Source organism: Streptomyces sp. JLBG701 (assembly GCF_058544905.1).
Genome location: NZ_CM178588.1, coordinates 7505935 through 7524499 on the forward strand (window position 1 = coordinate 7505935; position 18565 = coordinate 7524499).

At 71.2% G+C, this 18565-nt stretch carries 15 protein-coding genes and 2 pseudogenes; 11 read left to right on the plus strand and 6 right to left on the minus strand.

Annotated features, from left to right (window positions below; genetic code table 11):
* Positions 1 to 2 precede the first annotated feature (2 nt).
* Complete coding sequence (locus tag AC5DRG_RS34900; RefSeq protein ID WP_491803556.1) at positions 3 to 893, minus strand: alpha/beta fold hydrolase; 891 nt, start codon at positions 891 to 893, stop codon at positions 3 to 5.
* A 143-nt stretch (positions 894 to 1036) separates the two neighbouring features.
* Positions 1037 to 3361: a DEAD/DEAH box helicase gene (locus AC5DRG_RS34905; protein WP_491803557.1), complete on the minus strand. Its 2325-nt coding sequence runs from the start codon at positions 3359 to 3361 to the stop codon at positions 1037 to 1039.
* Between the two features lie 480 nt (positions 3362 to 3841).
* On the opposite strand from AC5DRG_RS34905, the gene AC5DRG_RS34910 reads away from it, so the two are divergent.
* The gene (locus AC5DRG_RS34910; RefSeq protein ID WP_491803558.1) at positions 3842 to 4633 is read left to right on the plus strand and encodes a ferritin-like fold-containing protein; all 792 of its coding nucleotides are present in this window, start codon (positions 3842 to 3844) and stop codon (positions 4631 to 4633) included.
* Positions 4634 to 4716: 83 nt separating this feature from the next.
* Here AC5DRG_RS34910 and AC5DRG_RS34915 read toward each other — a convergent pair whose 3' ends face one another.
* The 4 genes from AC5DRG_RS34915 to AC5DRG_RS34930 all read right to left on the minus strand — a co-directional run bounded on the left by AC5DRG_RS34915 (position 4717) and on the right by AC5DRG_RS34930 (position 6590).
* On the minus strand, positions 4717 to 4986 hold the full coding sequence (locus tag AC5DRG_RS34915; RefSeq protein ID WP_491803559.1) for a hypothetical protein: 270 nt from the start codon (positions 4984 to 4986) through the stop codon (positions 4717 to 4719).
* Between the two features lie 185 nt (positions 4987 to 5171).
* Positions 5172 to 5399: a DUF3107 domain-containing protein gene (locus AC5DRG_RS34920; RefSeq protein WP_491803560.1), complete on the minus strand. Its 228-nt coding sequence runs from the start codon at positions 5397 to 5399 to the stop codon at positions 5172 to 5174.
* Between the two features lie 147 nt (positions 5400 to 5546).
* A complete protein-coding gene (locus tag AC5DRG_RS34925; protein WP_491803562.1) occupies positions 5547 to 6188 on the minus strand; it encodes a TetR/AcrR family transcriptional regulator in 642 nt (213 codons plus the stop codon).
* Positions 6189 to 6365: 177 nt separating this feature from the next.
* Positions 6366 to 6590 (minus strand): Rv3202a family protein, encoded by a 225-nt coding sequence (locus AC5DRG_RS34930; RefSeq protein ID WP_491803564.1) that lies wholly within the window; start codon positions 6588 to 6590, stop codon positions 6366 to 6368.
* Between the two features lie 198 nt (positions 6591 to 6788).
* Here AC5DRG_RS34930 and AC5DRG_RS34935 point away from each other — a divergent pair, with 198 nt between their 5' ends.
* The 10 genes and pseudogenes from AC5DRG_RS34935 (at position 6789) to AC5DRG_RS34980 (ending at position 18505) form a co-directional block, all read left to right on the plus strand.
* The gene (locus tag AC5DRG_RS34935) at positions 6789 to 7847 is read left to right on the plus strand and encodes an alpha/beta fold hydrolase (protein ID WP_491803565.1); all 1059 of its coding nucleotides are present in this window, start codon (positions 6789 to 6791) and stop codon (positions 7845 to 7847) included.
* Positions 7848 to 8173: 326 nt separating this feature from the next.
* Positions 8174 to 9619: a DUF3152 domain-containing protein gene (locus tag AC5DRG_RS34940; protein WP_491813243.1), complete on the plus strand. Its 1446-nt coding sequence runs from the start codon at positions 8174 to 8176 to the stop codon at positions 9617 to 9619.
* 56 nt (positions 9620 to 9675) lie between these two features.
* Positions 9676 to 9768: an Ms4533A family Cys-rich leader peptide gene (locus AC5DRG_RS34945; protein ID WP_491803566.1), complete on the plus strand. Its 93-nt coding sequence runs from the start codon at positions 9676 to 9678 to the stop codon at positions 9766 to 9768.
* 172 nt (positions 9769 to 9940) lie between these two features.
* A pseudogene (locus AC5DRG_RS34950) lies at positions 9941 to 10337 on the plus strand (ABC transporter substrate-binding protein); the annotation flags it as partial.
* A gap of 206 nt (positions 10338 to 10543) precedes the next feature.
* Positions 10544 to 11629, plus strand: a pseudogene (locus tag AC5DRG_RS34955) (ABC transporter substrate-binding protein); the annotation flags it as partial.
* Positions 11630 to 11633: 4 nt separating this feature from the next.
* Entirely contained in the window at positions 11634 to 12671 is a 1038-nt protein-coding gene (locus tag AC5DRG_RS34960; RefSeq protein WP_491803567.1) for an ABC transporter permease, read from the plus strand.
* Complete coding sequence (locus AC5DRG_RS34965; protein ID WP_491803568.1) at positions 12668 to 13666, plus strand: ABC transporter permease; 999 nt, start codon at positions 12668 to 12670, stop codon at positions 13664 to 13666. Before AC5DRG_RS34960 ends, AC5DRG_RS34965 begins: the two co-directional genes overlap by 4 nt.
* Positions 13663 to 15255, plus strand: coding sequence for a dipeptide ABC transporter ATP-binding protein (locus tag AC5DRG_RS34970; protein WP_491803569.1), 1593 nt, complete (start codon positions 13663 to 13665; stop codon positions 15253 to 15255). Before AC5DRG_RS34965 ends, AC5DRG_RS34970 begins: the two co-directional genes overlap by 4 nt.
* A gap of 224 nt (positions 15256 to 15479) precedes the next feature.
* Complete coding sequence (locus tag AC5DRG_RS34975; protein WP_491803570.1) at positions 15480 to 17180, plus strand: DUF3492 domain-containing protein; 1701 nt, start codon at positions 15480 to 15482, stop codon at positions 17178 to 17180.
* Positions 17177 to 18505, plus strand: a complete 1329-nt coding sequence (locus AC5DRG_RS34980; protein WP_491803571.1) for a hypothetical protein — start codon at positions 17177 to 17179, stop codon at positions 18503 to 18505. The genes AC5DRG_RS34975 and AC5DRG_RS34980 overlap by 4 nt, the downstream gene beginning before the upstream one ends.
* Positions 18506 to 18565: the final 60 nt, after the last annotated feature.

Consider the following 18565-nt stretch of genomic DNA (forward strand, 5'->3'; position numbering starts at 1 on the left):
GGCTAGGCCTTTTTGCCGCTTGCGTTGTTGCTCGTGGCGTCCCAGAAGTCGGCCACCGCTCGGGCCGTCGGCAAGGGGTTGTCCGTGTTGGGGGAGTGTTCGGCTCCCTCCACGACCGTGCGGCGCGCGTTCAGTCGTACGGCCATGTCGTCGAGGAGTGTCACCGGCCAGGTGTCGTCGCGGGACCCCGACAGGACGTGGAACGGCAGCGGGAGGGCGGCGAGTTCGTCGACGCGGTCCGGCTCGGTGGACAACTGGCGGCCCGTGGCGAGGAGTTGGGCGGGCTTGGTGGTCAGCCAGCGGCGGCGCAGCTCCTCCTGGCTGCCGGGGCCGCGGGCGGGGCCGCCGACCTCCTCGGGCGGGCCCATGGCCTGGATGGCGTCCCACACCTCGTCCATGGTCATCACGGCGAGCGCGTCCCGCAGCAGCTTGACGCGCTGCGCCTGGGAGACGGAGATCTGCGCGGGGCCCGACGCGATGAGGGTGAGCGACACGAACGGGGAGTGGTCCGTGAGGACGGCGGCCCGCGAGATCTGCCCGCCGAGCGAGTGTCCGACCAGGTGCAGGGGAGCGTCGAGCGCCTCGGCCTGCGCGAGCACGTCCTGAGCCAACTCCTGCTGGGCGTAAGCCGATTCGTCGTCCACGGGGCCGTCGGACTCGAACTGTCCCCGCCCGTCCACGGCGACGGTCCGGTACCCGCGTGCCGCGAGCGGCTCGTGCATCGGGTTGTAGTCCTCCTTGCTCCCCGTGAACCCGGGCACCAGCAGCGCGATGCCCCTCGGTTCGACACCGGCGGCCACCGGCGAATCGACTACGGCGAAGTCACCGCGCGCGGTACGCAAGGGGTACGCGCGGGCGCCGGGGGGCGGAAGGAAGCTGGCAGGCCTGCTCATGCGCTGAGGTTATCGGGCCGGGAGGGCGCGTATGGCGAGAGGTCGGTGAACGGGCGGGAGCAGGGTGGACACGGCCGGAAGAACGCCGACGGCCCGGCCCACGTGAGGTGGGCCGGGCCGTCGGCGTTGCTACGGGCGGGGCGTCAGCTCTCCGTGGACTCCACGGTGGCCGCGGCCTTCCGGGCGCGGCGCACCCTCGGCTTCGCCTCGGCCGACTCCGCAGTCTCCGACGCGGCCACCGGGGCCTCGGCGGTCTTGCGGGTACGACGGCGGGGCTTGGCCTCCGGCTCCCCGGCGGCCTGCGCCGGGATCCCGGTGGTGGCCACCTCGGCGGATGCGGCGGCCTTGCGGGTGCGGCGGGGCTTGGCCTCGACGGCTTCCGCCGACTCGACGGCAACCGCTGCCTTACGCGTGCGGCGCGGCTTCGGCTCGGCGGCCTCGACCGGCGCCTCCGCGACGACCTCGACGGCCTTGCGCGTACGGCGACGCGGCGTGGCCTCGATGCCCTCGGCCGTGTCGACAGCCGCCTCGGCGGCAGCCGTGGCCTTGCGGGTGCGGCGCGGCTTGGCCTGCGCCTCCTGGGCCGGAACCTCGACCACCACTGCCGCTTCCGCGGGCTCGGCGGTCTTGCGGGTACGGCGACGCGGCGTGGCCTCGGTGGCCTCGACCGTGTCGACCACGGCCTCGGCGGCCTTGCGGGTGGCGCGGCGCGGCTTGGTCACCACGGCCTCGACCACCGTCTCCGGCGCGGCCTCGACCTTGTCGACCACGGCTTCCGCGGCCTTACGGGTACGGCGGCGCGGCTTGGTGACGGGCTCGGCCGTGTCGGCCTCGGGGGCCGAAACGGTCTGCGTGCTCTCCGTGCTCACGACACTCTCGACCGGCGCGACGGCAGCCTCGGCGGGCTTGCGCGTCCGGCGACGGCGCGACCTGGCCGGGGCCTCGTCGACCTCGGTTGCGGCGCCCTCCGCGGTGGCCACAGCGGCCTCCGCGGCGGTCGGCTCGACCGACGTCGCGGCCGTGACCGCCTCCGAGCCCGAACCGGCGCGGGTACGGCGACGCCGACGCGGGGTGCGGGGAGAGGCGGCGTCCTCGGACGCGACGCCCTCGCTGGGCGCGACCGCTCCGGCCGTCTCCGGCGTCCCGTTCAACGGCGTGCCGTTGCGGGTGCGGCGACGGCTGCGCGGCGTACGGGCCGGACGCTCGCGGTCGACGGCGGGGCGGGCCTCGACCCGGTCACCGCGACCACCACGACCGCGCGGACCGCCACGGCCGCCGGTCTCGCCGAGGTCTTCCACTTCCTCCGCCGCGAGCCCGGCGCGGGTGCGCTCCGATCGCGGCAGGACACCCTTGGTGCCCGCGGGGATGTTCAGTTCCTCGAAGAAGTGCGGGGACGTGGAGTACGTCTCCGGCGGGTCGTTGAACTTGAGGTCCAGCGCCTTGTTGATGAGCTGCCAGCGCGGGATGTCGTCCCAGTCGACGAGGGTGATCGCGATGCCCTTGGCGCCCGCGCGGCCCGTACGGCCGATGCGGTGCAGGTACGTCTTCTCGTCCTCGGGGGACTGGTAGTTGACGACGTGGGTGACACCCTCGACGTCGATGCCGCGCGCGGCGACGTCGGTGCAGACGAGGACGTCCACCTTGCCGTTACGGAAGGCGCGCAGCGCCTGCTCGCGGGCGCCCTGGCCGAGGTCGCCGTGGACCGCGCCGGAGGCGAAGCCGCGCTGCTGGAGCTGGTCGGCGAGGTCGGCGGCGGTGCGCTTCGTACGGCAGAAGACCATGGCCAGTCCCCGGCCGTCGGCCTGCAGTATGCGCGCGACGAGCTCGGGCTTGTCCATGTTGTGCGCGCGGTAGACGAACTGCGCGGTGTTCGCGACCGTCGCGCCCTCGTCGTCCGGCGAGGTGGCGCGGATGTGCGTGGGCTGCGACATGTAGCGGCGCGCGAGGCCGATGACCGCGCCCGGCATGGTCGCCGAGAACAGCATCGTCTGACGGCGGGCCGGCAGCATGTTCATGATCTTCTCGACGTCGGGCAGGAAGCCCAGGTCGAGCATCTCGTCGGCCTCGTCGAGGACAAGTGCCTTGATGTGCTTGAGGTTGAGCTTCTTCTGGCCCGCGAGGTCCAGGAGCCGGCCCGGGGTGCCGACGATGACGTCGACGCCCTTCTTGAGGGCCTCGACCTGAGGCTCGTAGGCCCGGCCGCCGTAGATGGCGAGGACGCGCACGTTGCGCACCTTGCCCGCGGTCAGCAGGTCGTTGGTGACCTGGGTGCACAGCTCGCGCGTCGGGACGACGACGAGGGCCTGCGGGGCGTCGGTGAGGTCCTCGGGCTTGGCGCGGCCGGCCTCGACGTCGGCGGGGACGGTCACGCGCTCGACGAGCGGGAGGCCGAAGCCGAGCGTCTTACCGGTGCCGGTCTTGGCCTGGCCGATGACGTCGGTGCCCGAGAGAGCGACCGGGAGCGTCATCTCCTGGATGGGGAAAGGGCTGATGATGCCGACGGCCTCAAGGGCCTCGGCGGTCTCGGGAAGGATCCCGAGATCTCTGAAAGTAGTCAGGGTGCTGCCTCTTCTGTGTACGCGGCGCGAGGCGAGCGCGGGGGTCGTCTCATGACCGTGCCGGGGACGTCGGCTGCCGTACGAGCCAGCCGTGGGGGCAAGCCGTAAGACACGGGACCACTGCCGACGCTCTAGCGCTCGAACCGCTGAGGGTCCCTCCGATCGCCGTACGCACAGTGCCGTACGGCCCAGGAGGGCGGTCGGGGCGGAGCCGATCGGGCCACCGACCGGGCATCCTCATTCGTGCGGCCCGCCGAGTTACGTCAAAGACCTCAGCGAGCGCATTACCACCATACCCCGGAAACTCGCACATGCGATGGCCGATTTGGTCACGTAGTCGTCGTCACACTCTTTGACCAGGGACTTCCGTCGTGCGGGGAGCGGGCTATTGTGCGCTTCATGACGACCTCTGACAAGCCTGACAACGCCTCGGAGACCTCCGGCGCCGCCGCCGAACCCGTCGAACCCGTCGAAAACACAGCACACACCGGGGTCGCCGCCCAGGACTGGGCGAAGGCCTCCGCCGAACCGCAGTACCGCGCCGCGGTCGTCGATCTGCTCGGCGCGCTCGCCTACGGGGAGCTGGCCGCGTTCGAGCGGCTCGCGGAGGACGCCAAGCTGGCGCCGACGCTGGCGGACAAGGCGGAGCTCGCGAAGATGGCGTCGGCCGAGTTCCACCACTTCGAGCGGCTGCGCGACCGGCTCACGGAGATCGGCGAGGAGCCGACGCAGGCGATGGAGCCGTTCGTCGCCGCGCTCGACGGTTTCCACCGGCAGACGGCGCCCTCGGACTGGCTGGAGGGGCTCGTCAAGGCGTACGTCGGCGACTCGATCGCCAGTGACTTCTACCGGGAGGTCGCGGCCCGCCTCGACGGGGACACGCGCTCGCTCGTGCTCGGCGTCCTCGACGACACCGGGCATGCCGGATTCGCCATCGAGAAGGTGCGGGCGGCGATCGACGCGGATCCTCGCGTGGGCGGGCGGCTCGCGTTGTGGGCGCGGCGGTTGATGGGGGAGGCCCTGTCGCAGTCCCAGCGGGTGGTTGCCGACCGGGACGCGCTGTCGACGATGCTTGTGGGTGGTGTGGCGGACGGGTTCGATCTGGCCGAGGTCGGGCGGATGTTCTCGCGGATCACTGAGGCGCACACGAAGCGGATGGCTGCGTTGGGGTTGGCTGCGTAGCGCTCCGTGGGGGGGGGGTGTTGCGCGGCTGCGGCCCGGTGGGGGCCGGTCGCGCAGTTCCCCGCGCCCCTGGGTGGGTCTACTTACGCCGGTGCTGAGTGGCGGCGGAATCTCCCGGTCGGGCGGAGCAGCAGGGACAGGGAAGCCGCCGAGACCACTGCCGCGCCGATCAGGATCACCAGTACGTTGCCGGCGTCCAGTGCCGTGTGTGTGATGAAGGCGCCGAACAGGGCGCCGGCGATGCCGGTCGGCAGGACCAGGGCGCGGGTGGGCAGGCGGTCGGAGAAGCGGCGCGCCGCCGCCCATGACAGGACGAGGCCGAGCACAGCGGAGCCGAGCGCTTCCAAGAACATGATGGGGTCCCTCCCACACGGCCGGCCTGAGCACCATTGGTCGTAGCCGGTCATACCCGTGACCTGCGGAATGCAATCCTCCTCTGTGCTTGTTGTGTGTTCCACCTGTGAACGAGAAAAAGCGTGAGGGGCCCGGCGGATCCAACCGCCGGGCCCCTCACGTTGCCTGTGACTGCTGCGTGTTACTACAGCGCGCCGAAGCCCACCTTGCGCGGGGCCGGCTCGCCGAGCTCGACGTACGCGAGACGCTCGGCCGGAACGAGGACCTTGCGGCCGTGCTCGTCCACGAGGCTCAGCAGCTGCGACTTCCCGGCCAGCGCGTCGGCCACCGCCCTCTCGACCTCCTCGGCGCTCTGACCGCTCTCCAGAACGATCTCGCGGGGCGTGTGCAGCACGCCGATCTTGACCTCCACGGCTATGTCCCTCCGACGGTCAGTGAAGTGCGCGACCTTCCGCGCCGTACCCCGCACACATTAGCCCGGTGAAGGGACGTACACGCTGCGCCCGGAAACGCCAGGAGCGAACAGCAGGCGGGAACAAACGCGGGGCACGCGCGCGTGTCAGTGGTGGTCGGTGCCGTGCAGCGGGAAACCGGCGATGCCGCGCCAGGCCAGCGAGGCCAGCAACTGCACCGCCTGGTCGCGCGGGACACTGCGGTCGCTGTGCAGCCAGGAGCGGGCCACCACCTGGGCGAGACCGCCCAGACCGGAGGCCAGCAGCATGGACTCGGCCCGCGACAGGCCGGTGTCCTCGGCGATGACGTCGCAGATCGCCTCGGCGCACTCGTTGGTGACCTTGTCGACGCGCTCGCGCACGGCCGGTTCGTTCGTCAGGTCGGACTCGAAGACCAGGCGGAAGGCGCCGCCGTCGTCCTCGACATACGCGAAGTACGCGTCCATCGTCGCCCGGACGCGCTGCTTGTTGTCCGACGTTGACGCCAGCGCGACCCGTACGGACTGGATCAATGCCTCGCAGTGCTGGTCAAGCAGCGCCAGGTAGAGGTCGAGCTTGCCGGGGAAGTGCTGGTAGAGCACCGGCTTGCTGACGCCGGCGCGCTCCGCGATGTCGTCCATCGCCGCCGCGTGATAGCCCTGCGCCACGAATACTTCCTGGGCGGCGCCCAGCAGCTGGTTCCGTCGGGCACGGCGCGGCAGGCGTGTGCCCCGCGGGCGCGCCGCCTCTGTCTGCTCGATGGCTGTCACGCCGCCTCCCAATGTCGTCCACATGCGGTATGCGCCGCGCCGCCATCGTACTTTTCGGTAACCGTGGTGTGCGCGGTGCGAGCGCAGAATTTCACGGACCGGACGCCGACGAAAACCACACAGAAGTATTCCAGCGGGTTCAGACCGGGCATTGCCGCACTCCGCTCCCGCCGAATGTCAGCGATAGTCGTCCTCGTCCTGGGAGACGACACGGGCCTGTTCGATGAGGTCGGCCTCGTTGGCGCGGTCCGGATTCACCCCGGTCAGCGGGTCGTCGCGGTCCGGCGCGAGGTCGGCGTACTGCTCGGCGGCGTCCCCCTCCGGAGCCTCCACACCGATCTCCGCGGTACCGCCCTCCTCGAACTCCTCGAATGTCTCGGGATCGCTGGGGTCGACGGTCATGGTGGGCTCCCTTCCTACGAACGTCCCTGAAGAAGGCAGGGGTCACATACGGGTGCCCTCTCTACGAGCCTAGGAGACACCCGATTCGGGCGCTATGCGATGTGCGTCCGGATGTCAGGCGGGGTCCGGAGGGGCTCGCCGGGGCATTGTGGTGGCGAACACATGAACCACTGCGTGATCGTCTCGTAACATTGCCGCATGTCTTCGACCGAGCTGCCGTCTGTGTCTGCCGCCAGTGTGCTCCCAAAGGTGGCGCCCGTCAGGGTCGCCGAGGGCGAGCGGCTCAGGTCGGTCGGGCTCCCGGGAATCACGCTGACGGTGCGGTCGAGACCGCCGGTGCGTGAAGGACTTGCGCCCGCGTTGTACGTCCATGGACTCGGCGGTTCCTCGCAGAACTGGTCGGCGCTGATGCGGCAGCTCGAAGGGACCGTCGACTGCGAAGCGCTCGATCTGCCTGGCTTCGGCGACTCCCCGCCCCCGGACGACGGCAACTACTCCGTCACGGGGCACGCGCGTGCGGTCATCCGCTACCTCGACGCCGCCGCGCGCGGTCCCGTGCACCTCTTCGGCAACTCACTGGGCGGCGCCGTCTCCACGCGCGTGGCCGCGGTGCGGCCCGATCTCGTACGGACGCTCACGCTCGTCTCGCCGGCGCTGCCGGAGGTCCGCGTGCAGCGCACCGCCCTGCCGACGGCCCTGTTGGGGGTGCCCGGAGCGGCGGCCCTCTTCACCCGGGTCACCAGGGAGTGGACGGCCGAGCAGCGGGTCCGCGGGGTCCTGGCGCTCTGTTACGGGGATCCCCGGCGGGTCACGCCCGAGGCGTTCCACAACGCGGTGGAGGAGTTGGACCGTCGGCTGCAACTGCCGTACTTCTGGGACGTGATGACCCGCTCCGCGCGCGGGCTCGTGAACGCGTACACGCTGGGCGGCCAGCACGCGCTGTGGCGCCAGGCCGAGCGGGTCCTCGCGCCGACGCTCCTCATCTACGGCGGCCGGGACCAGCTCGTCGGCTACCGCATGGCCCAGAAGGCCGCCCGCACCTTCCGCGACTCCCGCCTGCTGTCCCTTCCGGACGCCGGGCACGTGGCGATGATGGAGTACCCGGAGACGGTGGCCACGGCCTTTCGTGAACTGCTCGTGGACAACGGGGAGTTGACGGTTGCGGCGGGTGAGCCGAGGCTGGGTGGAGGCGGGACAGGAGCTCCTGCTTCCGGCACGGGCGCGGATACGGCCACAGGCAAGGTCACGGGGGGCTGAGGGGCGACGTGGGACGTCACAGCCGCCGTGGGCCCGCCAAGGGCGACACCGCGGACATAGAGGCAGGGCGGGGGGCTCGGGGGACGCAGGGAGCTCGGGATTCCCGGGACCCTCGGGGCTCGCGCGGTCCTCAGGAGCCGCAGGGCTCTCCCGGGCCTCAGGGTCCTCGTACAGGAAACGTTCCGCCACAGGGGCAGCAGACGCAGCCTCCGCAGGCCGGTCCGGGGGGCCCGGGGGGCCCGGGCAGGCGAGGCGGATCGGGCATGCAGGGCGGGTCTCCGGCGTACGGAGTGCCTCGGATGGCGGACGGCACCCCTTCGCACGGGATGCCGCGCATGGCGGATGGCACACCGGCGCACGGAATGCCGCGCTTCCAGGGAGGGCCTCCTGTCCAAGGCGGGCCCCGCCCGACTGACGGAACTCCGGCACGCGGCGTGCCGCGTCTTTCCGACGGGACGCCTGCGCACGGCGTTCCGAGGTTTCATGACGGGACGCCCGCGCATGGTGTCCCGAGGTTTGCCGATGGCACTCCTGCGCACGGTGTGCCGCGATTTCCGGATGGCACCCCGGCGCACGGCACCCCCATGGCCCCTAGTGGTCACCCCGAGCAGCGTGAATCCGGGGGCGGCTGGGGGGAGTTCGGCGGACGGGCCGGAGTGGGGTACGGAGTGGCGGCCGGGGCAGCTCAGGGAACGGCGGGTACGGCGACGCGGCCGGGTGTGAGCATTCCCGGCCAGCGGCAGGCGCCCCCGGCCGGTCCGCGGAGGGACTACGTCGACGCCTTCGGTGCGGACGAGGGTGAGGACTACGACGTTTTCGCGCCCCGTGGCGGCGCCGCCTCGGACCCGTACGCCTCCGTCACCGACTGGGACACCGGCACCACTTCAAGCTCCAGTACCGGTATCGATACCCGGGTCGACGCCCCCGACGACGAAGACGCGCCCCCTACGGGTGAGCCCGCGATCGCCAAGGGCACCAAGGGGCGGGCGTTCACCGGGATCGCGGCCGCCGCCGTCACCACCGTGCTGGCCGTCGTCGTGGCCGGGCAGGTCGCCGACGGGCGTGACACCGGCACCGACACCGCGCGGTCGCAGTCGGCCACCGGCCAGGCTCGCCCCGCCCAGGACGCCGGCGCGTCAGCGACGCCCTCCGCGTCTCCCAGCGTGGCGACGCTGACGTACGAGCAGAAGATGGACAAGACGTACGCCCTCAGCGCCACGCTCGACGGTTCGGGGAAGTTCGACGCGGTCACCGGCGTCGACAAGGCGCCGGGCTCGGGGCAGAAGTACACCTATCGCGTGGACGTGGAGGAGGGGCTCGGTCTCGACGGCGCCCTCTTCGCGCAGGCCGTGCAGACGACGCTGAACGACAAGCGGAGCTGGGCCCACAACGGCGCCCGCACCTTCGAGCGGATCTACTCCGGCAAGGCCGACTTCGTGATCACGCTCGCCAGCCCCGGCACCACCGCCGACTGGTGCGCCAAGTCCGGCCTGGACACCACCGAGGACAACGTGTCGTGCGACTCGGCCGCCACCGAGCGCGTGATGATCAATGCCTATCGGTGGGCACAGGGGTCGGCGACCTACGGGGACAAAATCCATGCCTACCGGCAGATGCTGATCAATCACGAGGTCGGCCACCGCCTCGGCTACCACCATGTGACCTGCGACAAGGACGGCGAACTCGCCCCGGTCATGCAGCAGCAGACCAAGTTCCTCGACTACGGCGGAATCCACTGCAGGGCCAACCCCTGGCCGTATCCCGGGAGTTGACGGGTGTCGCTCGGGTCACGTTGACATGCGCAGAGAGTTCGTTCATATTTTTGGGCATGTGGTCTAGTCAAGCTGCCGAGCGCGCCGCCATCGAGCTGGCGCTCATCGGCGTGACCGCGCTCTGCGTGGCCGACATCCACTGTCGCTGACGCTCGCCCCTGGCGTACGCGTCGCGACCTTCACCACTCCCGTGACAGATCCCATGACAAGGTCACGGCTTTTTCGACGACCCGACGCAGGGGCAGACGTCTGTTCATTTTCGTCTCACTCCTCGTCCATCCGTCTCGCCATTCGAGAAGCAATCGAGAGGTCGTCATTCCGATGCGTCAACCGTCCCTCATAGCGCGCCGTGTGGCCGCGGCATCCGTAGGCCTGGTTCTGGCAGCGGGCGCCGCCGCCTGCGGCCCTGAGGACAACGATGCCAAGGGCTCCAGTGGCGACTCCACGCCGCACAAGGGCGGCACCCTGACGGTCCTGAACTCCAACCCGCAGCAGGACTTCGACCCGGCCCGGCTGTACACCTCCGGCGGCGGCAACGTGCCCTCCCTGGTCTTCCGTACGCTCACCACGCGCAACCGCGAGGACGGTGCCCACGCGGCGCCCGGCCTCGCCGCGTGACCGGCGGGCCGGGCTGAGACGCCACTGTGTGGACGTACACCGTCAACTGCCCGCCGACGTAGGCGGCGAGCTTGCGCTACGAGCATCACTGGCTGTGATACGCCGTACGCGTCCAGCCGTCCGTCGGGACGGCGGAGGTGGCTGACTGCACCCCGCACCGAGAGCGATCGCCGCCCGCATGGAAACCGGGTCCACCGGCACACGCCGGACTTGTGCCTTCACGGGCTCACGCACTGGGACCTGCACCGTAGCAGTCCGCAAGCCGCTCAAGGCCCTGGTCCGCAGGGGTAGTTCACTCGTTCGGGGGACACCGGCACGAAGTACGAGGAGCACCCGATCTCGTCCGGCCCGTACAAGGTCGTCACCAACGAGAACGACGGTGAGCACCTCGTCCTGGAGCGCAACAAGTACTGGTCCGCCTCGACGGACGCCGAGCGCAAGGCGTACCCGGACAAGATCGACGTACGGTCCGGGCTCGACTCGTCCGTGATCAACCAGCGGCTGTCCTCGTCCCAGGGGGCGGACGCGGCCGCCGTCACCACGGACACCAACCTCGGTCCGGCCGAACTCGCCAAGGTGAGCGGCGACAAGGAGCTGGCATCGCGTGTCGGCACAGGGCACTTCGGCTACACCAACTACATAGCGTTCAACCCGACGGTCAAGCCGTTCAACAACGTCAAGGTGCGGCAGGCGATCTCGTACGCCATCGACCGGTCGTCCGTGATCAACGCCGCGGGCGGTTCCGCGCTCGCCGAGGCCGCGACCACCTTCCTGCCGAACCAGAAGTCCTTCGGCTACGAGCCGTACGACCTCTTCCCGGCGGGCGAGACCGGCAATGCAGCCAAGGCCAAGGAACTGCTGAAGGAGGCCGGTTACCCCAATGGCCTCACGGTCACGCTGACCCATTCCAACGCCAAGGACTTCGAGACCAGCCCCGAGATCGCGACCGCCATCCAGGACGCGCTCAAGAAGGCCGGCATCACCGTCAAGCTGCAGGGTCTTGAGGACAACGACTACTCCGACAAGATCCACACCGTGAAGACCGAGCCGGGCTTCTTCCTCGCCCACTGGGGTGCCGACTGGCCCTCCGGCGGTCCCTTCCTGGCTCCGATCTTCGATGGTCGACAGATCGTCAAGGATGGAGCGAACTTCAACACGGGTCTGCTCAATGATGATTCGGTCAATGACGAGATTGACGCGATCAACAAGTTGACCGATCTTGACGCTGCCGCCAAGCGGTGGGGTGCGCTGGACAAGAAGATCGGCGAGCAGGCGTTGACCGTGCCGCTGTTCCACCCCGTCTACAAGCGGCTGTACGGCAAGGACGTCAAGAACATCGTGATCAGTGACTGGACCGGTGTTCTGGACATCTCGCAGGTCGCGGTCAAGTAAAGCGATGAGCGAGGCACTTGTCGCCTCCCAGGGCCCCGGGACGGACACCGCCGTCCCGGGGCCCTCGGGGGCTCGTCAGTTCTGGCGGCGGCTGCGGGCGCAGCGCGCCGCCCTCGTCGCGGCGGCCGTCGTCGCGCTGCTGGTCCTGGTCGCGCTCGCCGCGCCACTGCTCACGGCGATCGAGGGCCAGGACCCGTTCACCTACCACCCGTCGCTCGTCGACTCCGCGCGCGGGGGCGTGCCGATCGGCTCCTTCGGGGGCATTGGCGGCGACCACTGGCTCGGCGTCGAACCGCAGACCGGACGCGATCTGTTCGCACGTCTCGTGTACGGCGCCCGGGTCTCCCTGGGTGTCGCGCTGGCGGCGACCGTCGTACAGGTCCTCATCGGTGTCGTCGTGGGCGTCGCGGCGGCGCTCGGAAGCCGATGGGTTGATCAACTGTTGAGCCGGATCACCGACATCATCGTTGCGATGCCGTTGATGATCATGTCGTTGGCGCTGCTCGCGATCGTGCCGAGCAGCTTTCCGCGACCGCTGCTGGTCGCGCTGGTCATCGGTCTGATCGCCTGGGGCACCATCGCGAAGATCGTCCGCGCCCAGACGCTGACCCTCAAGGAGCTCGACTACGTCGCGGCCGCCAGGCTCAGCGGCTGGGGCACCTGGCGGACCGCCCGCCGCGAACTGCTGCCCGGCCTCGCCGCACCCGTCATCACCTACGCCGCGCTCCTCGTCCCGATGAACATCAGCGCCGAGGCCGCGCTGTCCTTCCTCGGCGTCGGAGTGAAGCCGCCGACACCCTCCTGGGGACAGATGCTCACTGCCGCCGATGTCTGGTACCAGGCGGCCCCGCAGTACCTGCTGCTGCCCGCTGGCGCGCTCTTCGTGACCGTACTGGCGCTGACCGTCCTGGGCGACGGCGTCCGCACGGCCCTCGACCCGCGCGCGGCCTCACGCCTGCGCGTCGGCACGGGCCGCAAGCGGGAGGCCAGGGCGGACGCGAGCGCCAAGGGCGCGAGTACCGACAAGGAGGCCAAGGCATGAACGGCTTCGGAGGTTTCGTCCTGCGCCGCGCCGTCGGCACCGTCATCACCTTGTTCGCCATCTCGGTGATCATCTACGTAGTCTTCTACGCCACACCAGGCAACGTCGCCCAGATCACCTGCGGCTCACGCTGCTCGCCGGAACAAGTGCACCAGGTCGCCCAGCAGTTGAGGCTCGACGACCCGCTGTATGTGCGCTACTGGCACTTCCTGCAGGGCATCCTCGTCGGCCAGGACTACTCGACGGGCACGTCGGTGGAGCACTGCTCGGCGCCCTGCCTCGGCCTGTCGTACCAGGGGGACACCCAGGTCACCCAGCTGATCCTGGCGAAGCTGCCGGTCAGCCTGTCCCTGGTGTTCGGCGCGATGGTGCTTTGGCTTGTCCTCGGCGTCGGCACCGGCGTCCTCTCCGCCTGGCGGCGCGGCCGGTTCACCGAGCGGGTGCTGACCGGCATCACGCTCGCGGGCGTGGCCACGCCCGTCTTCGTGATCGGCCTCGTGCTGATGATCGTCGTCTGCGGCCAGCTGCAACTGCTGCCCTTCCCGCAGTACGTCGGCCTCACCGACGACCCCGAACAGTGGGCCTGGAACCTCTTGCTGCCCTGGCTCTCGCTCGCCCTCATCGAGGCCGCCGCGTTCGCCCGGCTGACCAGGGCGTCGATGCTGGAGACGCTCGCCGACGACCACATCCGTACCTTCCGTGCGTACGGCGTCGGCGAACGGTCGGTCATCGGCCGGCACGCGCTGCGCGGGGCGCTCGCGCCGGTCATCGCGCTCAACGCCAACAACGTCGGCTCGGCGGTGGGCGGCGCGGTGCTCACCGAGACGCTCTTCGGCCTGCCCGGCATCGGACAGGAACTCGTCCATGCCGTCAATGTGGTCGACCTGCCGGTCGTCGTCGGGACGGTCCTGGTCATCGGCTTCTTCGTTGTCATCGCCAACGCCGTCGCGGACGTGCTGTACGCGGTGGCAGACCGACGGGTGGTGCTCGCATGAGCCTGGTGGAAGTGACGGACCTGACCGTCGAGTTCGGCACGCTGCGCGCCGTCGACGGCCTCTCCTTCCGGCTCGTGGAGGGCGCCGCGCTCGGTCTGGTCGGCGAGTCCGGCTCGGGCAAGTCCACGGTCGCGTCCGCACTGCTGGGGCTGCACCGGGGGACAGGGGCGCGGGTCGGCGGCTCGGTGCGCGTGGCCGGCGTCGACGTACAGGAGGCGTCCGACGACGAACTGCGGCGGCTGCGTGGCGGAAAGGCCGCGATGGTCTTCCAGGACCCCCTGTCGTCCCTCGACCCGTACTACGCGATCGGCGACCAGATCGCCGAGGTCTACCGCGTGCACACGCGCGTGTCGCGACGAGCCGCACGCGCGCGTGCCGTCGAGGTGCTGGACCGGGTTGGAATTCCGGACGCACTACGGCGATCCCGCTCGCGCCCCCACGAGTTCAGCGGCGGCATGCGCCAGCGGGCCCTCATCGCGATGGCGCTGGCGTGCGAGCCGGACCTGCTGATCGCCGACGAGCCGACGACCGCGCTCGACGTCACCGTCCAGGCCCAGATCCTCGACCTGCTGCGCACACTGCGCGAGGAGACCGGCATGGGACTGCTCCTCGTCACACACGACGTGGGCGTCGCCGCGGAGAGCGTCGACGAGGTTCTGGTCATGCGGCACGGGCGGGCGGTCGAACACGGCCCGGTCGCCGCCGTACTGGGGGCGCCGGCACGGCCGTACACCCGCGAACTCCTCGGCGCGGTCCCGCGCGTGGACGCGCAGCGCGCCCCCTCGGAGGCGTCCGACGAGGTCGTCATCGAGGCGAAGGGGCTGCGGCGCGAGTTCGGGCGCGGCAAACGGGCCTTCGCGGCCGTCGACGACGTGTCGCTGACCGTCCACCGGGGCGAGACCCTCGGCATCGTCGGCGAGAGCGGCAGCGGCAAGACGACCCTGGGGCGCATGCTGGTCGGGCTGCTGGAGCCGACGGCGGGGGAGATCCGTTACGAGGGGCACGCGCGCGTGGGCGTGAATCCGGCGGTCCAGATGGTCTTCCAGGACCCCGTCTCCTCCCTCAACCCCCGCCGCAGCGTGGGCGAGTCGATCGCCGACCCGCTACGCGCGCGTGGAGAGAGGGACGAAGGGCGCGTCCGGGGGCGCGTACGGGAGCTGTTGGAGCGCGTGGGGCTCGAAGCGGCGCACTACGACCGCTATCCGCACGAGTTCAGCGGCGGCCAGCGCCAGCGCGTGGGCATCGCGCGGGCGCTCGCGGCCGACCCGCGCGTCATCGTCTGCGACGAGCCGGTCTCGGCACTCGACGTCACGACTCAGGCCCAGGTGGTCGCCCTGCTGGGCGAGTTGCAGCGCGAACTCGGACTCGCGCTGGTCTTCGTCGCCCACGACCTCGCCGTCGTGCGCCAGGTCAGCGACCGGGTCGCGGTGATGCGGCGCGGCCGAATCGTCGAGGAGGGCCCCGCCGACGAGGTGTACGAGTCCCCCCAGGACCCGTACACCAAGCAGCTCCTGGCCGCCGTACCGGCACTCGACCCGGAGGTCGCGGCCCAGCGCCGGGCGGCCAGACGGGAGCTGGCCGGGGTCTAGCGGGGAGTCGACCGTGGAGATGGCCGAGGTGTAGCGAAACGTAACTGCTTGATCTCTTAGCGCGACCGAACGCGGCCCGCACGGGAAAGTTACGAGCGTTCACCCCTTTTGGTGGCGCGATGGACAACCGTCCGTCGCGCCACCGCCTTGTCCGCATACGTTCGTCCCGCTGCGAGCCGTCGGGTCAACGACGGCTCCCCATACGGGAGATCGGGGGTGTGCTCGTGCGCATCGGACTGCTTACGGAGGGTGGCTATCCGTATGTGAGCGGTGACGCCAGGCTCTGGTGCGACCGGCTCGTGCGCGGGCTCGGGCGGCACGAGTTCGACATCTACGCGCTCAGCCGCACCGAGCGCCAGGAGGACGAGGGCTGGATCCCGCTGCCGCCGCAGGTCACCCGGGTGCGCACGGCACCGCTGTGGACGGCCGAGGACGACGGTGTCGTGCACGGACGCCGGGCACGTCGACGGTTCGCCGACTGCTACGGGGAGTTGGCCGCCGTCCTGTGCACCGGGGACGCGTCGGGCACCGAGGACTCGTCCACCGTTGAGGCGGACCGTTTCGGCAGCGCGTTGTACGGGCTCGCCGAACTCGCCCGCGACGAGGGCGGCCTGGTGGGGGCGCTCCGCTCCGAAACCGCCGTACGCGCCCTGGAGCGTGCCTGTCGCGCGCCGGGCACCCGCCGAGCGGCGCGCGAGGCGCGCGTACCGGATCTCCTCGCGGTCGCCGCGCATCTGGAACGCGCCCTGCGCCCCCTCTCGCTCGACTGGTACGAGGACGACGGCCTCGGCGCGGTCGACCTGTGCCACGCGGCGTCCGGCGGCGCGGCCGCCCTGCCGGGACTGCTGGCCCGTCACTTCTCCGGCGTACCGCTGCTGGTGACCGAGTACGGCGTGCAGTTGCGGACGCACTACCTGGCCTCCACCGAGTCCTCTCCCGCGGTACGTGCCCTGCTCGCCGCCTTCCACGGCGGGCTCGCCGGCGAGGTCTACCGGCAGGCCGCGCTCATCACGCCCGGCAACACGCACGCCCGCCGCTGGCAGGAGCGCTGTGGCGCCGACCGCGCAAAGCTGCGCACGGTCTATCCGGGCATGGAGGCCTCCCACTTCGCGGAGGTCGGCGAGGCACCGGAGACGGCGGACCCCGAGACGCTGGTCTGGGTCGGCCGCATCGAACCGACCAAGGACCTGATCTCCCTCCTCCACGCCTTCGCGGAGATCCGCAAGGAGGAGCCGAAGACGCGCCTGCGGATCGTGGGCGCGCCCATGGGCACCGAGGGCGCGGCCTATCTGAGCCACTGCAAGGCGCTCGCCGCACAGCTCTTCCCCGACGAGGCGGAGGGGCTGCACGCGGTCGGCGACAACCCGGTGTCCTTCGAGGAGATCGGCGGCCCGGAGGCCACGACCCTCGCCGAGGCGTACTCCGTCGGCGCCGTGATCGTGCTGTCGAGCGTCGTCGAGGGCTTCCCCATCAGCCTGGTCGAGGCCATGTTCTGCGGCCGCGCGACCGTGTCCACCGACGTCGGCGCGGTCGTCGAGGTCATCGGCGGCACGGGACTCGTCGTGCCCCCGCGCAACCCACGGGCGCTCGCGGAGGCGTGCGTTGCGCTGCTGCGCGACCCCGAGCGCCGTGAGCGCCTGGGCGCCGCCGCCCGCGCCAGAGCGCTCGAACTGTTCACCGTCGAGCAGAACATCGCGGCATTTCGCGGCATTTACCTGGAGGTCGTCTCGCACTCCCCGATCCGGCGGGTCGTCCTCGACGACACCGGAGAGCCCCTGCCGTTCGCCGTCCCGGCCGAGGCCCACCTGCCCGGCAGCTGGACCGACACCGGCGCCCGCGTCGTGGCCCGCGGCGGACCCGCCTGCGCGCCGGGAGCCCCGGTACGCGCCACACCACCGATGTCTGCCAGGGAGGGAGCGCGATGAGCGAACTCGGGGAACGAGACCGGCCCGCCACACCGAGCAGCCCGGGCGCGTGGGACACGCGGTCGGAGGAGTGGCTCGTGGGGGAGTCCGACGAGCCGGGCGCGCAAGTCGAGTCGGATGGGGCGGCGTACGCGGCGCGCACCACCGGCGCCCGCCCTACCGCGCGCGCCGGTGCGGCCGCCGTCGCCGCCGCGCCCTCCGGGGCCGTGACCACCGGCACCACCAAGACGGGCGGCGGTCGCCGAGGCGCGGCAGACCCGGTGAAGGCGCTGATGCACCGCCACCGCGACCTGTGCGAACGGGCCGTGGACCCCCTGGAGATCGCGGCGGGTCTGGAGGCCCATGGCGTCACCGACCGGACCGCCGCACGCTTCCGCCACCGGGACGTCTTCTCCCTCGCGGAGGAGATGTACGCCCGAGTGTCACGCGACGAGGAGACACCTCCGCGAGCCGAGACCGACGAGACTCTCCGGCCACGAGCCGACTGGGTGGTGCGCACCCTCCTCCCCGGCGCCCTGTGCGCGACCGCAGTGGCCGGCCTGCACCTCACCCACGGCCAACCACACCTGTGGGCAGTCCTACTCGGCACTCTCGCCGTCGCCCTGGGCCTGCGCGCGGCACTCGGCCGGGGCCCGCTGAGCACCACGCACCACACGCACCCCGGCAGCCGCACCTGGACCTGCTGGCTGGTCGCCTACGCGCTCCTCGGCGACGGCCTCCTGCGAGCCGCGGTCGCCGGCGGCCCCGACGGCCTCCCGACGGGCGCCGCGGACGGCCCTTGGCCCCTCACCGCGGCCCCCGTCCTGGCCCTCACCCTGGCCTGCGCCCCCGCAGCCTGGTGCGCCCACCTCTTCGCCGTACGCGCCCGGCGCAAACTGACCGCCAGCCGCGGCCTGGAGGACTTCACCGCCTCCGTACAACCGTTGCTCCTCGGCACGTTCGCCCTGTTCCTGTGCGCCCTGACGGTACTGGTGGCCCTCTGCGCTGCTGCGCTGAACGAACCCGCCGCCTACGCCGAAGCCATCACCCTGGGCTCCCTGCTCCTCCTGGCCCGCCTCCTCACCGTCCACGGCTTCACCCACGCGCCGTTCCTCGTCCTGGCCACGGCGGCCACCGCCGAGGCAGCCGCACTGGCCACGGTGTTCGCGGGCCGCCTGCCCGGATGCGGGTTCCTGTCGGCCCCGGTGGAGGCGATCGTCGACGCCTGGGGTCCGGCAGGCGTCCAGACGCTCGCCTGCGGAGCGGCGGCCCTCACCCTGCTGGTCCACGCGACCCGCACGCTCACCAGGGCTTCGGCCCACGCACGACCGGGCGAGTCGCCATGAGACCGCCACCGCGCCCGTCCGCGACGCGCACCCCCAACAGCCGGATGCACGCGGACGTCC